This window comes from Streptomyces sp. CBMA156 (assembly GCF_014596515.1).
In the GTDB taxonomy this organism is placed as follows: domain Bacteria; phylum Actinomycetota; class Actinomycetes; order Streptomycetales; family Streptomycetaceae; genus Kitasatospora.
Map to the genome: position 1 here is coordinate 1 of NZ_MSJQ01000124.1, position 12,031 is coordinate 12,031.

The window sequence follows — 12,031 nt, forward strand, 5'->3', positions numbered from 1 at the left end:
CCCCCCCCCCCCCCCCCCCCCCCCCCCCCGCCCCCCCCCCCCCCCCCCCCCCCCCCCCCCCCCCCCCTCCCCCCCCCCCCCGCCCTCCCGCCCCCCCGCCCCCCCGCCCCCCCCCCCCCCCCCGCCGACGGCCCCGGCGGCTCACCCGGCGGCGCTCCCGCCGACCGCACCCTCATCCTCACCGGCCACCTGCCCACCGGCTCCCCCGACTTCGTCCACCTCCCGGTCGAAGTCCCCGAGGGCATCCGCGAGATCGCCGTCTCCTACGGCTACGACAAGCCCCAGGTCCCGGCCGGCACCCCCGGCAACTCCTGCGACATCGGCATCTTCGACGAGCGCGGCACCGACCTCGGCGGCCCCGGCTTCCGCGGCTGGTCCGGCGGCTTCCGCACCGAGTTCAGCCTCTCCCGCGGCGCCGCGACCCCCGGCTACCTCCCCGGGCCGGTCAACCCCGGCACCTGGCACGTGGTCCTCGGCCCCTACCAGATCGCCCCGCAGGGCCTGGACTACCACGTCGAGGTCACCCTCAGGTCCGGTGCGCCCGGGCCGCAGTTCACCCCGCACTACCCGGCGGAGCGGGCCCGCGGCCGCGGCCGCGCCTGGTACCGGGGCGACTGCCACCTGCACACCGTCCACTCCGACGGGCGGCGCAAGCCCGAGGAGGTGGCCGCCGGAGCCCGGGCGGCCGGCCTCGACTTCATCGTCTCGACCGACCACAACACCAGCTCCTCGCACGCCGCCTGGGGCCCGCTGGCCGGCCCCGACCTGCTGATCCTCCCCGGCGAGGAGATCACCACCCGCAACGGCCACTGGCTGGCCCTCGGCCTGAAGCCCGGCCAGTTCGTCGACTGGCGCTACCGCTCGCGCGACGAGGAGTTCCCGCGCTTCGCCCGCCAGGTCCACCGCGCCGGCGGCCTGGTGGTGCCGGCGCACCCGTACTGCCCGTACGTCGCCTGCCAGTGGAAGTTCGGCTACGACCAGGCCGACGCCGTCGAGGTGTGGAACGGCCCCTGGACGTACGACGACGAGTCGGCGGTGGACACCTGGGACGGCCGGCTCGCCGTCGCCCTGCGCGAGGGCCGCTCCTGGCTGCCCGCCCTGGGCAACAGCGACGCCCACAGCGAGCCGCAGCCGATCGGCTCCCCGCACACCGTGGTGCTGGCCGAGGACCTCACCCGGGACGCGATCCTGGACGGGCTGCGCGCCGGGCACAGCTGGCTGGCCGAATCCTCCGCCGTCGGGCTGGAGTTCACCGTCACCGGGAACGGCCGCCAGGCGGGCATCGGTGAGGAGCTGACCGTCCCGGCCGACGCCCCGCTGGACGTCAGGGTCACCGTCTCCGGCGTGCCCGGCGGGACGGTCCGGCTGCTCACCGACGAGGGCCAGATGCACCAGGAGTCGCTGCCCGCCGACGGCTCGGGCACCGTGGTCTGGCGCACCACCGCCTCGCTCGCCGCCTACGTCCGGGCCGAGGTGCGCCACCCGAAGGCGGACGGCACCCCGGGCAAGGGCAACGCGATGGGCCCCGACCTGCCCTGGGGGCCGATGGCGGCGCTCACCAACCCGATCGTGCTGAGCACCGGGGGCCGCTGACAACCCCCTTCCGGTCGGCCGACCCGCCCGGAACCCGGGCGGGGGAGGACTCGGACCACCCGTTTGGACTAGGTTGAACCCCGAAACGCATCAGTCGTAGGGACGAGGCGGTCGGTTGTCCGATCCGGGCCGACCAGCCCGTTCGCACGCCGACCGCCCCGCCCCGGCTACCCGTCCGACCCCGGCCCCGCGAAGGGATCAGCAGCTGTGAACCGTACGACCGTAGGTGGGCCGGAGCTCGGGGGCGGCCTGGGCGCCGGGGGCGTCCTCGTCCTCGTCGACCCGGCCGGGGCCGGGAACAGCCCGGTCGCGGAGCTGCTCGCCCGGGAGCTGAACCCGAGCGTCCACCTGCGGACGGACGACTTCCTGCGGGTCATCCGCAGCGGCCAGCTCCCGCCCCACCTGCCCGAGGCCGGCCGCCAGAACGCCACCGCGATGGCCGCCGCCGCCCAGGCCGCCTTCGCCTACGCCACCCGCGGCTACCAGGTCGTGGTGGAGTCCCCCACCGTCCCGGGCGCCCTCGACACCTTCCGCCGCGAGAGCCGCACCACCGGCGCCGCCCTCCACTACGTGGTGCTCCACCCCGGCCCGGCCGCCGAGGACGCGCCCCACATCCTCGACACCACCGACCTGGACGCCGAGGCCACCGCCGTCTCCGTCCTCGCCGCCCTCACCCGCCGCACCCACCTGCTCGGCTGGTAGGCGCCGCCCTGGCGGCCGCCCGCTCCGGCGCGGGCCGTCGGCTGGGTCGTCGGCACGGGTCACGCGCCCACCGTGCCGTCGATCGCCTCCCGCAGGAAGTCCGCGTGCCCGTTGTGCCGGGCGTACTCGTGGATCAGGTGGAGCATCACCAGCCGCAGCGACACCTCGGCGTCCCACCGGGCCTGGTAACCGGTGACGTCGAGGGAGTCCGCGGCGAGCTCGATCCGGCGGGAGTGCCCGACCTCGGCCCGCCAGGCGTCGAAGGCCTCGGCCCGGGTGGCGCCGTCCGGGTCGTACGCGGCCTGGTAGTCGCCGTCCTCGGACCAGACCAGCGGCAGGTCCTCACCGTCGATCACCCGGCGGAACCAGGTGCGCTCGACCTCCGCCATGTGCCGGACCAGCCCGAGCAGACTGAGCGTCGAGGGCGGGCTCGCGCGCAGGCGCAGCTGCTCGTCGGTCAGGCCCTCGCACTTCAGGGCGAGGGTCGCCCGGTGGAAGTCCAGGAAGCCGCGCAGCATCTCGCGCTCACCGCCGGTCAGCGGCGGGGCGGGACGGTCGTCGGGGACGTTCACGGTGTCGTTCTCCTCGTACCGGTCGGGAATCCCCGCGGACTGTAGCGGACCACCGGGCCGGTCCGACGGGTATTTTCCGGCCCGCCCCGGGCGTCGCAGCGTTCCCCGCTGTCCCGCGGACACCCCTTTATCACGTACCGTGTTCGGACCACCACAGGTTTGGGTACGTACCTCGGCGCGCCCGACCGCCGGGCGCCCACCGAGCAGGAGACCCAGCGGCCCATGGATCACAACCGCATCCCCCCGACCGTGCGCCAGACCTACGGCGCCGACGACCTCAGCACCGCCCCGTCGTTCGCCGGAGGCTTCATCAACTTCGGCTACTGGCAGGGGATCGACCTCACCGCCCCGACCCCCGAGGACCGGGTGCACAGCCAGGAACAGCTCTACCGGCGGGCGTTGCGGGAGTTCCCCGAACCGCGCCAACGACTGCGACTGGCGGAGGTCGGCTGCGGCCGTGGACTGGGAGCCGCCCTCGCCCTGCGGGAGTTCCGGTTCGCGGCGGTGACGGGCGTGGACATCCACCCCGACCAGATCGAACGAGCCCGCGCCGTCAACGCGAGAGCCCTGGCGACGTACCCCGATCGGTTGGCCTACACCCTGGGCTCGGCGGACGAACTCCCCTTCTCCGACGGCTACCTGGACGGCGTCTTCTCCGTCGAAGCCGCCCAGCACTTCCGCGAACTCACCGGCTTCGCCCGCGAGAGCGCCCGCGTCCTGCGCCCCGGCGGCCGCCTCGTCGTCACCACCTTCTTCACCGCCCCCGGCCCCGACGCCGAGGAACGCCTCAAGATCCTCCTCGCCAGCTTCGCCGACGGCCTCGACGTCGCCCACCCCCTCGACGACTTCACCGCCGACCTCACCCGCCACGGCTTCACCGACATCACCACCGAAGCCATCGGCGCCGACGTCTGGCCAGGCCTCGACCGCTACCTCACCGACACCGTCCCCACCGCCCACTGGACCCGCCACTTCCTCCCCGCCTGGCGCGACGGCCTCCTCGACTACCACGTCCTCACCGCCATCCGCATCTGACACCGGTCCCGGGGCCGGTCCACGCGACCCGCGGACCGGCCCGACCAGCGGTTGTTGCCGTCGCCGCTGTCGCCAGAGACACAGGACCGGCTCCTCCTCTGGGCTCGGCCTGGACGATGGAGCGAGGCCATGGCGTTGCCGGCCCGGGCCACGCACGGTGGTGCGGACGGCAACCGTCAGCCGTCGGCCCGCGGGTCGGAGGCGGCGCGCGGGCCGTCCGGGGTCTCGCGCACGACCTGGAGGTGGCCCGCCGCGTCGTCGAGGGCGGCGAGTGCGGTCGTGCGGAAGCCCGCGGCCCGCAGGCCGTCGGCTGCCGTCTCGCCGACGCCCTGCTCCACCGCGATGCCGAGGCCGTCCTCCTCGGGGCGGGCGCCGGCCGTCAGCCGGCCCACGATCCAGCGGGGCCGGGCGACGGCCTCGCCCGCGGTGAGACCGGCGGCGAGGTTGAGTGCCAGGTGGGTGTGGATCTGGGGCTGGGCGCGGCCGCCCCTCGTGCCGTGGGCGCCGACCAGCCGGCCGTCCCGGCGAACGAGGACCGGCATCAGCGTGTGCGCCGGCCGTCGGCCCGGCCCGATCTCGTTGGGGCTTCCGGCGACGCCGCTGAAGCAGGCGCCCCGGTTGTGGAGGAGGATGCCGGTCTCCGGGTCCACGACGCCCGACCCGAAGGTGTGGAACACGCTCTGGATCAGGGACACCCACCGGCCCTCGCCGTCGGTGGTCACGATGGCGACCGTGTCCCCGGAGGCGCGCGCGGGGAGGTGCGGCGGCCGGCCGTCGGCCTGGGCGGAGAGCACCCGGTGGATCGGGGTGCTCCCGAGGGCGGCCTCGACGAGATCGGAGACCTCGCCGACGTCGCCGGGGTCCGGGGAGAACCCCGGATCGCCGAGGAGCCGGTCCCGCTCCGCGGCGCACAGGGCGAGGACGCGCCCCACCGGTGCCGCCTCGGCCCCCAGGGCGTCGGGGACGCGCGCCCGGCGTTGCCGGATCACCTCCAGGGCCGCGAGTCCGCGCAGGAAGAAGCGGCCCTGGCTGTTCCCTCCCGAGCTGAGGTACTCCTCGCCGGCGAAGCGGGCGCCGAGCGGTGCGGACAGGGACGAGGTGTGCGTCGCGAAGTCCTCGGCGTCCAGCGCGCTGCCGCCCGCCCGCAGGGTGGCGACCACGCTCGCGCCGAGGGCGCCGGTGTAGAACGCCCCGGTCCCCTCCGCGGCCAGGGTGCGGAGGCTGTCGGCGAGCCGCGGAAGCGTCACGTGCTGTCCGGCCCGGAGCAACTCGCCGCCGGGGAGGAACAGTTCACGGGCGCCGGGATCGGCCGCGAGGGCGTCCGCCTCCTGCTCCAGGCCGCGGCGCAGACCGGGCGCCACCGCGAACCCCTCGGCCGCGATCCCGGCCGCGCCGAGGAGGGCCGCGCCGAGCGGACGGCTTCCCCACCGGTCCGCCAACTGGTGCCAGAGGTCGAGGACTCCGGGCACCGTCACACTCCTGGCGCCGGTCACCGGCACGTGCCCGCCGGCGTCGAGGTGGTCCGCCCGTCGCCACCCTCGGGCGCTGCGGCCGCTGCCGTTGACGACGACCGGTTCGTGGTCCGGCCCTCCCACGAGTGCGAAGGCGTCGCCGCCGATCGCGCACTGGTGCGGGTAGACCACGGTGAGGACCGCGGCGGCCGCCAGGGCGGCGTCGACGGCGTTGCCTCCGTCGGCGAGGACCGACTCGGCGGCCCCGGTGGCGGTCCGGTGGGGAGTGGCGACCGCGCCTGGGTGGTTCATGTCGGCCCCTTCGTGATTCGTCGTCGTCCGTCGTCGTGCGGCTGTGGGACAGGAGGGATACGGCTCGGGAGATGCGCCGGTGAAGGCCATGGTTTGGTCACGCCCGTCACCACCATCCACCGAAATCCACGGTTCCGGTTGCACGGAGCGGGTGGAACGACGCGATCCGGACATCGGGCCCGGTCGTCGCCCGCGTCGAGCCGCCGTCGGACCGGGTACGCCCCGTACCGCGGGGCGCCACGGGCGCGTACGATCCGGGCGTGCCCCGTAGGACGTCCGTCGCAACCGCCCCCGGCATGCCGCACCTGCTCCTGCTGGCGCTCTCCTGCGCCTCGGGCTTCGCGCTCCTGCTGCCCGTCTCCCCGCAGTGGGCCGTGCACGGAGGCGCCGACGCGTTCGGCGCCGGACTCGTCACCGCCACGCTGATGGCGACCACCGTGCTGGCCCAGCTCCTCGTCAGGACGGCGCTGCGCGGGCTGGGCTGGTCGCGCACCCTCGCCCTGGGTGCCCTGCTGCTCGGACTGCCCGCGCCGGTGCAGGCGTTCAGCGACAGCCTGGGGGCGATCCTGCTCACCACCGCCCTGCGGGGGCTCGGCTTCGGCATCCTCACCGTGTGCGGCTCCACCGCCGCCGCGACCCTGGCTCCCCCCGGGCGCCAGGGAGCGGCCATCGGCCTGTACGGGCTGACCCTCGCCCTGCCCCAGACGGTGCTGACGCCGGCACCCAGCCCCGGCGCTGGCCGCGGCGGCGGATCGTGAAGTGGTCGGTCTTCGGCGTGCTGATCGCCGTCATGGTCACCGCGGTGTCCACCTGGTTCTGGGCGGACTCCAAGCTCAACCACGAGAACGTGCTCGCCGACTACCCCGGCCGCCCGGCCGCGGGCAAGGGCACCAACTGGCTGATCGTCGGGTCCGACAGCCGCCAGGGCCTGACCGACTCCGAGCAGGACGACCTGCACACCGGGCACGACACCGAGGGCAAGCGCAGCGACTCGATGATGATCCTGCACGTCGGGGACGGCGGGAACACCCTGATGAGCATCCCGCGCGACTCCTGGGTGCCGATCCCCGAGCACCCGGGCGGCAACGGCAAGCCGGTCAAGGGCACCACCGCGAAGATCAACTCGGCCTTCGGCAACGGCGGGGGCCGGCTGCTGGTCCAGACCGTCGAGCAGAACACCGGCCTGCGGATCGACCACTACGCCGAGATCGGCTTCGGCGGCTTCGTCGGCATCGTCGACTCGATCGGCGGCGTCGAGATGCACATCGACCAGGACATCAAGGACAAGGACTCCGGGCTCGACCTCAAGGCGGGCGACCAGACCCTCACCGGCAAGGAGGCACTGGCCTTCGTCCGCCAGCGCCACCAGATGGCCGACCAGGACCTCGGCCGGATGCGCAACCAGCAGAAGTTCCTCGGCGCCCTCGCCCACCAGGCCGCCTCCCCCGGCAACCTGGTCAACCCGTTCACCTTCTACCCGCTGGTCGACTCGGCGCTCGGCACCCTGATCGTCGACGAGGACTGCGGGCTGACCGACCTCGGCTCGTTCTTCCTCGCCATGAAGGACGTCAACGGCGGCAGCGGCAAGTCGCTCACCGTGCCGATCGGCAACCCGGACTTCCGGACCAAGACCGGCGAGTCCGCCGTGCTGTGGGACGCCAACAAGTCCAAGCAGCTCTTCGACGCCTTCAAGAACGACACCGCGGTACCCGAGTTCAAGTAACCGGCCACTTCCGGTGACCGGGCCGCCACAATGAGTGGATGTCACTCGTCACCGCGCTGATCCACCGCCGCCGCCACCGCCTCCTGGGCCGCCTGGTCCAGGAGGCGCTCGCGCTCTACGGCATGGAGGTGCCCGCCGCCTGCGAGATCGGGCCCGGGCTGGCCGTCTTCCACCGCGGATTCGGCACCGTGCTGCACCCGTACACCACCCTCGGCGCCGGCGTGACGCTCTACAACGGCGTGACGATCGGCCGGGCCGACCCGTGGGTGCCGCAGGAGGAGAGCGCGATGCGGCGGGTGGTGGTCGAGGACGGCGCGGTGCTGTGCGCGGGCGCCAAGGTGGTGTGCAAGGAGGGCGTGCTGACCGTCGGCGCCGGCACCGTCGTCGGGGCCAACGCGGTGCTCACCCGCTCCACCGGGCCCGGGGAGATCTGGGCCGGGGTGCCGGCCCGCAAGGTGGGCATGCGGGCGGGCAGGTGGGGGCCCTCGCCGGCCCCGCCCGCCCCGGGCCCCTCCGGGCGGCCTCAGACGTACGGCAGCAGGCCGGTGCCGCACTCCGGGAAGCGGACCAGCCACTCCCCCTCGCCGCCGGCCTCCTCGGTCGCGCCCGAGAAGCCGTAGTGGATCGGCTGCCCCTCGCCGCTCAGCCACCTCGCGTGGGTCAGCTGCACCGACAGGGAGGCCGGACGGTGCGCGGCGGCGGCCGGACCGGGCGGGGCGCACTGCTCCAGCACCAGCTCGTGCTCGGTCTCGCCGGGCCGGAAGGTCACCGCCGTCTCGGTGCTCGGGCGGCGCGGGAAGGCGCCCGCGGGGTCCGTCCAGTACGCGGCGACCATCACCGCGAGCGTGCCGTCCAGGCTGCCGGTGTCCGGCCGCACGTACTCCTCGTCCGCGACCCAGCGCGCGTGGTGGCGGACCTCCTCCTCGTCCCGGCACTCGTCCCAGCGCACCCAGTAGCCCGCCACCCGCTTGACGGTCATGCCCTCGCGGGCGACCCGGACGGCGAACCGCGCCGGGCCGACCGGCTCGCAGCCGGCCAGGGATACCACCGTCACCTGCTCGTAGGTCACCTCGCCGTCGTCGGCGCCCTGCTCCATCATCGGTCAACCACCTTGCCGCAGAGTCGAGTTCGGCCGCGGCTGGGGCCGCGTCCGAATCGAGCGTAGGACGCCGGCGGCGAAGGACCGCGCGATTGCCCGGTTCCGGCCCCAAGGAGCGCGCTCCGGGCTACCCTGCCCGCCGCACCGAGGCCCGGCGGCGGACGCGGCACGGAGCCGGGCGCGGGGCCGGGCCCGGCATCGGGTTCGGAACCGGATACGGAACCGCCCCGGGGCGGGAGGTCGGAAACTCCGACGTCCCGCCCCGGGGCGGTTCGTGCCAGGTGGCGGTGGTGACTACTCGACCACGCCGGACTTGGCGATGGTGATCTTGGCCGAGGTGCGGCCGCTCTGCGAGCCGAGCGACTCGATGTTCTTCACGATGTCCAGACCCTCGACGACCTCGCCGAAGACGACGTGCTTGCCGTCCAGCCAGTCGGTGACGATGGTGGTGATGAAGAACTGCGAGCCGTTGGTGTTGCGGCCGGCGTTGGCCATCGACAGCAGACCCGGGCGGTCGTGCTTGAGCTTGAAGTTCTCGTCCGCGAACTTCTCGCCGTAGATGCTCTTGCCGCCGGTGCCGTTGTGGTTGGTGAAGTCACCGCCCTGGAGCATGAAGGCCGGGATCACGCGGTGGAAGCCGGAGCCCTCGTAGCCGAAGCCGTTCTGGCCGGTGGCCAGCTCGCGGAAGTTGCGGGCGGTCTGCGGAACGACGTCGTCGTACAGCTTGAAGACGATCTTGCCGGCCGACTTGCCGTCGATCTCGATGTCGAAGAAAACGTTGGAAGACATGCAGGGATGATGGCACGATCACCTGTTCGCCGCGCGCCGCCCCCGGTCGGGCCAGGCCGGAAGCGGCTGTGTTATCCGGCCTCCCGGTCCGGCGTTCCCGGCCCCGTCCGAACCGCTCCGCACCGGCGCCGGGGAAGCTAACATCGCTGTCGGCTTCGGACCTTGGCGCGGTACGACACCCGGGACGACGACCGGGACGACGGGGTGGACGGCATGCGGATCGGCGAACTGGCCCGGCGCACGGGTGTGAGCGAACGCTCGCTGCGCTACTACGAGCAGCAGGGCCTGCTGGCCGCCCGCCGCACCGAGGGCGGACACCGGGAGTACCCGGACGCCGCGGTCGACCGGGTCGTGCACATCCAGGAGCTGTTCGCGGCCGGACTGCACAGCCGGACCATCCACCGGATCCTCCCCTGCATGCGGGACTCCGACGGCAGCCCGAACGAGATCGCCACCCCGATGCTGGTCGAGGAGCTCACCGCGGAGCGCGAGCGGATCGACCGGACGATCGGCGACCTGCTGCGCTCCCGCGAGGTGCTCGACGAGGTGATCGCGGCCGCCTCCGCCCGGCCGCCGTCTGCGCAGCCACCCTCCGCCCGGCCGCCGTCCGAGGCCGCGTAGGCGCCCTCGGGGGCTCCCTCAGGCCTTCGGCTTGCGGGCCAGCACGTACGCCTGCGGAGTCGGCTCCTCCCCCTCCGGCTCGCGGACCGTACGGGAGGTGACCGCGAGCCCGGCCGCCCCGGCCAGTTCCTCGACGCGCTCCGGCCGCAGCCGGCGGAAGTCCAGCGTCACCGGGTATCCGAAGGGCCGCTCCTGGCGCGAGGGCACGTCGCCGACCTGGAAGGCGAGCATCAGGTGGCCGCCGGGGGCGAGCACCCTGGCGAACTCGGCGAACACCTCGGGGAGCCGCTCCGCCGGGGTGTGGATGATCGAGTACCAGGCCACCACACCGGTCAACTCCCCGTCCCGGAACGGGAGGTCGAACATCGAGCCGACGACGAACGACACCTCGGGGTGGGCCCGCCTGGCCAGCTCCACCATTCTCGGCGAGAGGTCGATCCCCTGCACGTCCAGGCCCAGCCGGTGCAGCGGGCCGGTCATCCGGCCCGGTCCGCAGCCGACTTCGGCGACCCTGGCGTCCGGCCGCTCGGCGTGGACCAGGTCGGCGAAGAGCGCCAGCATCGCCCGGTCCACCGGCGCGCCGCCCAGGTGGTCCCGGAAGAGGTCGGTGTACTCGGTGGCGACGGCGTCGTAGAACGCCCTGGTCTCGACGATGAAGTCCGGCTCGGTCATGGCCCGGGACCCTACCCGCCGCCGCCCGGGCCCCGGGCCCCGGTATCGTTCCCGCCAACCGGCCGGAGGGGGACGGAAGATGAGCACGATCGGGGTCTACCTGGCGCATCCGCGGCCGGGCAGCTTCAACCACGCGCTGTACGGGGCGGTGGTGGACGAACTGCGCGGACGCGGCTGCGAGGTGCGCGCCCACGACCTGTACGCGGAGGACTTCGCGCCGCTGCTCACCGCCGAGGAGACCGGCACCGTGGCCGCGGCGGAGCGGCCCGCCGATCCCCGGCTGGCCCTGCACCGCGCCGAGGTGGCCACCCTGGACGCGCTGGTGCTGATCCACCCCAACTGGTGGGGCATGCCGCCCGCGGTGCTCACCGGCTGGGTGCAGCGGGTGCTGGTGCCGGGCGTCGCGTACAAGCTCGGGACGGCCGACGGCGAGCCCGCCGGGCTGCTGCGGGCCGGACGGGCCCTGGTGCTGAACACCTCGGACACCCCGGAGGCCCGGGAACGCGAGGAGTTCGGCGACCCGCTGGAGCGGATCTGGGCGGCCTGCGTCCTGCCGTACGTCGGGGTCACCGACGTACGGCGGACGGTGTTCCGCACGGTCACCGGCTCCCCCGCCGCCGAGCGCGCCGGCTGGCTGCGGCAGGCGCGGGAGCAGGCGGCGGGGCTGCTCAGCTGAGCGGCGGGAGGTCCAGTTCGGCCACCGTCTGGCCGCCGCTGGTCTCGCCGGTCGGCCGGAAGCCGAGCCGGGCGTAGAACTCCTCCGGGCCGTCCGGGCCCGGGTGGTAGGTGACGGTGGCGCGGCTGCCGCCGCGGCGGCGGATCTCGGCACAGACCTGCTCGACCGCGAAGCGGCCGTGGCCGCCGCGCTGTTCCCCGGCGTCGATCAGCAGCCGCCACAGGCCGGAGCGGGGGCCGTCGCCGGGGCGGTCGGGGTAGAAGGTGATGTCGAAGAAGGCCATCACGAAGCCGACCGGCCGCCCGCCGTCCAGGATCAGCCGGGGCCAGGCCGCCTCCCCGTGCACGTACGCCTCGGCCAGTGACTTCACCACCGGCGCGACCAGGTGCTCCTGGTCGGGACGGACCCGCAGGGCGAGGGCGGCGTCGAGGTTCCCGGGGGTGAGGGGGGCCAGGCTGAGCGGGGAGGGCGTGATCGACATGGCGGGCAGCCTACGGAGCGCTGCTGCCCGCCGTCGCGCGGTTTTGTCCGACCGCGCCGCGGTTCGCCCGTCGGCCGGTTACGGGAGGTTGCGGGCCATCACGATCCGCTGGACCTGGTTGGTGCCCTCATAGATCTGGGTGATCTTCGCGTCCCGCATCATCCGCTCCACCGGATAATCCCGCGTGTACCCGTACCCACCCAGCAACTGCACCGCGTCCGTCGTGATCTCCATCGCCGCATCCGACGCGAAACACTTCGCCGCCGCACCGAAGAACGTCAGATCCCCGTCCCCACGCTCCGACT

14 protein-coding genes and 1 pseudogene are annotated in these 12,031 nt (G+C 74.1%); 8 read left to right on the forward strand and 7 right to left on the reverse strand.

Annotation, left to right across the window (positions count from 1 at the left end; genetic code table 11):
• Positions 1 to 135 precede the first annotated feature (135 nt).
• Positions 136 to 1,593 (forward strand): annotated as a pseudogene (locus BU198_RS10360) (CehA/McbA family metallohydrolase); the annotation flags it as partial.
• A 207-nt stretch (positions 1,594 to 1,800) separates the two neighbouring features.
• Positions 1,801 to 2,295, forward strand: a complete 495-nt coding sequence (locus BU198_RS10365; RefSeq protein ID WP_188295766.1) for an ATP-binding protein — start codon at positions 1,801 to 1,803, stop codon at positions 2,293 to 2,295.
• Between the two features lie 59 nt (positions 2,296 to 2,354).
• Here BU198_RS10365 and BU198_RS10370 read toward each other — a convergent pair whose 3' ends face one another.
• Positions 2,355 to 2,813, reverse strand: a complete 459-nt coding sequence (locus BU198_RS10370) for a DinB family protein (RefSeq protein ID WP_188295787.1) — start codon at positions 2,811 to 2,813, stop codon at positions 2,355 to 2,357.
• Positions 2,814 to 3,089: 276 nt separating this feature from the next.
• On the opposite strand from BU198_RS10370, the gene BU198_RS10375 reads away from it, so the two are divergent.
• Positions 3,090 to 3,902 (forward strand): class I SAM-dependent methyltransferase, encoded by an 813-nt coding sequence (locus tag BU198_RS10375; RefSeq protein ID WP_188295765.1) that lies wholly within the window; start codon positions 3,090 to 3,092, stop codon positions 3,900 to 3,902.
• Between the two features lie 176 nt (positions 3,903 to 4,078).
• Here BU198_RS10375 and BU198_RS10380 read toward each other — a convergent pair whose 3' ends face one another.
• Positions 4,079 to 5,665, reverse strand: coding sequence for a gamma-glutamyltransferase (locus tag BU198_RS10380; protein ID WP_188296541.1), 1,587 nt, complete (start codon positions 5,663 to 5,665; stop codon positions 4,079 to 4,081).
• A 260-nt stretch (positions 5,666 to 5,925) separates the two neighbouring features.
• Between BU198_RS10380 and BU198_RS10385 the strand changes: the two genes are divergently transcribed.
• Genes BU198_RS10385 through BU198_RS10395 form a run of 3 tightly spaced genes read left to right on the forward strand, consistent with a single transcriptional unit; the run spans position 5,926 to position 8,008 of the window.
• Positions 5,926 to 6,423 carry a hypothetical protein gene (locus tag BU198_RS10385; RefSeq protein WP_223244204.1) on the forward strand — a complete coding sequence of 166 codons (498 nt, stop codon included), beginning with the start codon at positions 5,926 to 5,928 and terminating at the stop codon, positions 6,421 to 6,423.
• Positions 6,420 to 7,388, forward strand: a complete 969-nt coding sequence (locus BU198_RS10390) for an LCP family protein (protein WP_317620053.1) — start codon at positions 6,420 to 6,422, stop codon at positions 7,386 to 7,388. The genes BU198_RS10385 and BU198_RS10390 overlap by 4 nt, the downstream gene beginning before the upstream one ends.
• Positions 7,389 to 7,426: 38 nt before the next feature.
• Entirely contained in the window at positions 7,427 to 8,008 is a 582-nt protein-coding gene (locus BU198_RS10395) for a hypothetical protein (RefSeq protein WP_188296542.1), read from the forward strand.
• Here BU198_RS10395 and BU198_RS10400 read toward each other — a convergent pair.
• Positions 7,912 to 8,487 carry a hypothetical protein gene (locus BU198_RS10400; protein ID WP_188296543.1) on the reverse strand — a complete coding sequence of 192 codons (576 nt, stop codon included), beginning with the start codon at positions 8,485 to 8,487 and terminating at the stop codon, positions 7,912 to 7,914. The two genes, BU198_RS10395 and BU198_RS10400, sit on opposite strands and share 97 nt — an antisense overlap.
• A 294-nt stretch (positions 8,488 to 8,781) precedes the next feature.
• On the reverse strand, positions 8,782 to 9,276 hold the full coding sequence (locus BU198_RS10405; RefSeq protein WP_188296544.1) for a peptidylprolyl isomerase: 495 nt from the start codon (positions 9,274 to 9,276) through the stop codon (positions 8,782 to 8,784).
• Between the two features lie 213 nt (positions 9,277 to 9,489).
• Here BU198_RS10405 and BU198_RS10410 point away from each other — a divergent pair, with 213 nt between their 5' ends.
• Positions 9,490 to 9,897: a MerR family transcriptional regulator gene (locus BU198_RS10410; RefSeq protein WP_188296550.1), complete on the forward strand. Its 408-nt coding sequence runs from the start codon at positions 9,490 to 9,492 to the stop codon at positions 9,895 to 9,897.
• An 18-nt stretch (positions 9,898 to 9,915) separates the two neighbouring features.
• Here the strand turns inward: BU198_RS10410 and BU198_RS10415 are convergent, their stop codons facing one another.
• Entirely contained in the window at positions 9,916 to 10,569 is a 654-nt protein-coding gene (locus BU198_RS10415; protein WP_188296545.1) for a class I SAM-dependent methyltransferase, read from the reverse strand.
• Positions 10,570 to 10,648: 79 nt separating this feature from the next.
• On the opposite strand from BU198_RS10415, the gene BU198_RS10420 reads away from it, so the two are divergent.
• On the forward strand, positions 10,649 to 11,245 hold the full coding sequence (locus tag BU198_RS10420) for an NAD(P)H-dependent oxidoreductase (RefSeq protein ID WP_188296546.1): 597 nt from the start codon (positions 10,649 to 10,651) through the stop codon (positions 11,243 to 11,245).
• Here BU198_RS10420 and BU198_RS10425 read toward each other — a convergent pair.
• Entirely contained in the window at positions 11,238 to 11,726 is a 489-nt protein-coding gene (locus BU198_RS10425) for a GNAT family N-acetyltransferase (RefSeq protein ID WP_188296547.1), read from the reverse strand. The genes BU198_RS10420 and BU198_RS10425 overlap by 8 nt on opposite strands.
• A gap of 78 nt (positions 11,727 to 11,804) precedes the next feature.
• A partial coding sequence (locus BU198_RS10430) for an acyl-CoA dehydrogenase family protein (protein ID WP_262987021.1) occupies positions 11,805 to 12,031 on the reverse strand: 227 nt, incomplete at its 5' end.

Coding starts and splice junctions, on each gene's coding strand:
- BU198_RS10370 (WP_188295787.1), bottom strand. CDS start 2,813: ATGCTGCGCGGCTTCCTGGACTTCCACCGGGCGACCCTCGCCCTGAAG.
- BU198_RS10375 (WP_188295765.1), top strand. CDS start 3,090: ATGGATCACAACCGCATCCCCCCGACCGTGCGCCAGACCTACGGCGCC.
- BU198_RS10380 (WP_188296541.1), bottom strand. CDS start 5,665: ATGAACCACCCAGGCGCGGTCGCCACTCCCCACCGGACCGCCACCGGG.
- BU198_RS10395 (WP_188296542.1), top strand. CDS start 7,427: ATGTCACTCGTCACCGCGCTGATCCACCGCCGCCGCCACCGCCTCCTG.
- BU198_RS10400 (WP_188296543.1), bottom strand. CDS start 8,487: ATGATGGAGCAGGGCGCCGACGACGGCGAGGTGACCTACGAGCAGGTG.
- BU198_RS10405 (WP_188296544.1), bottom strand. CDS start 9,276: ATGTCTTCCAACGTTTTCTTCGACATCGAGATCGACGGCAAGTCGGCC.
- BU198_RS10410 (WP_188296550.1), top strand. CDS start 9,490: ATGCGGATCGGCGAACTGGCCCGGCGCACGGGTGTGAGCGAACGCTCG.
- BU198_RS10415 (WP_188296545.1), bottom strand. CDS start 10,569: ATGACCGAGCCGGACTTCATCGTCGAGACCAGGGCGTTCTACGACGCC.
- BU198_RS10420 (WP_188296546.1), top strand. CDS start 10,649: ATGAGCACGATCGGGGTCTACCTGGCGCATCCGCGGCCGGGCAGCTTC.
- BU198_RS10425 (WP_188296547.1), bottom strand. CDS start 11,726: ATGTCGATCACGCCCTCCCCGCTCAGCCTGGCCCCCCTCACCCCCGGG.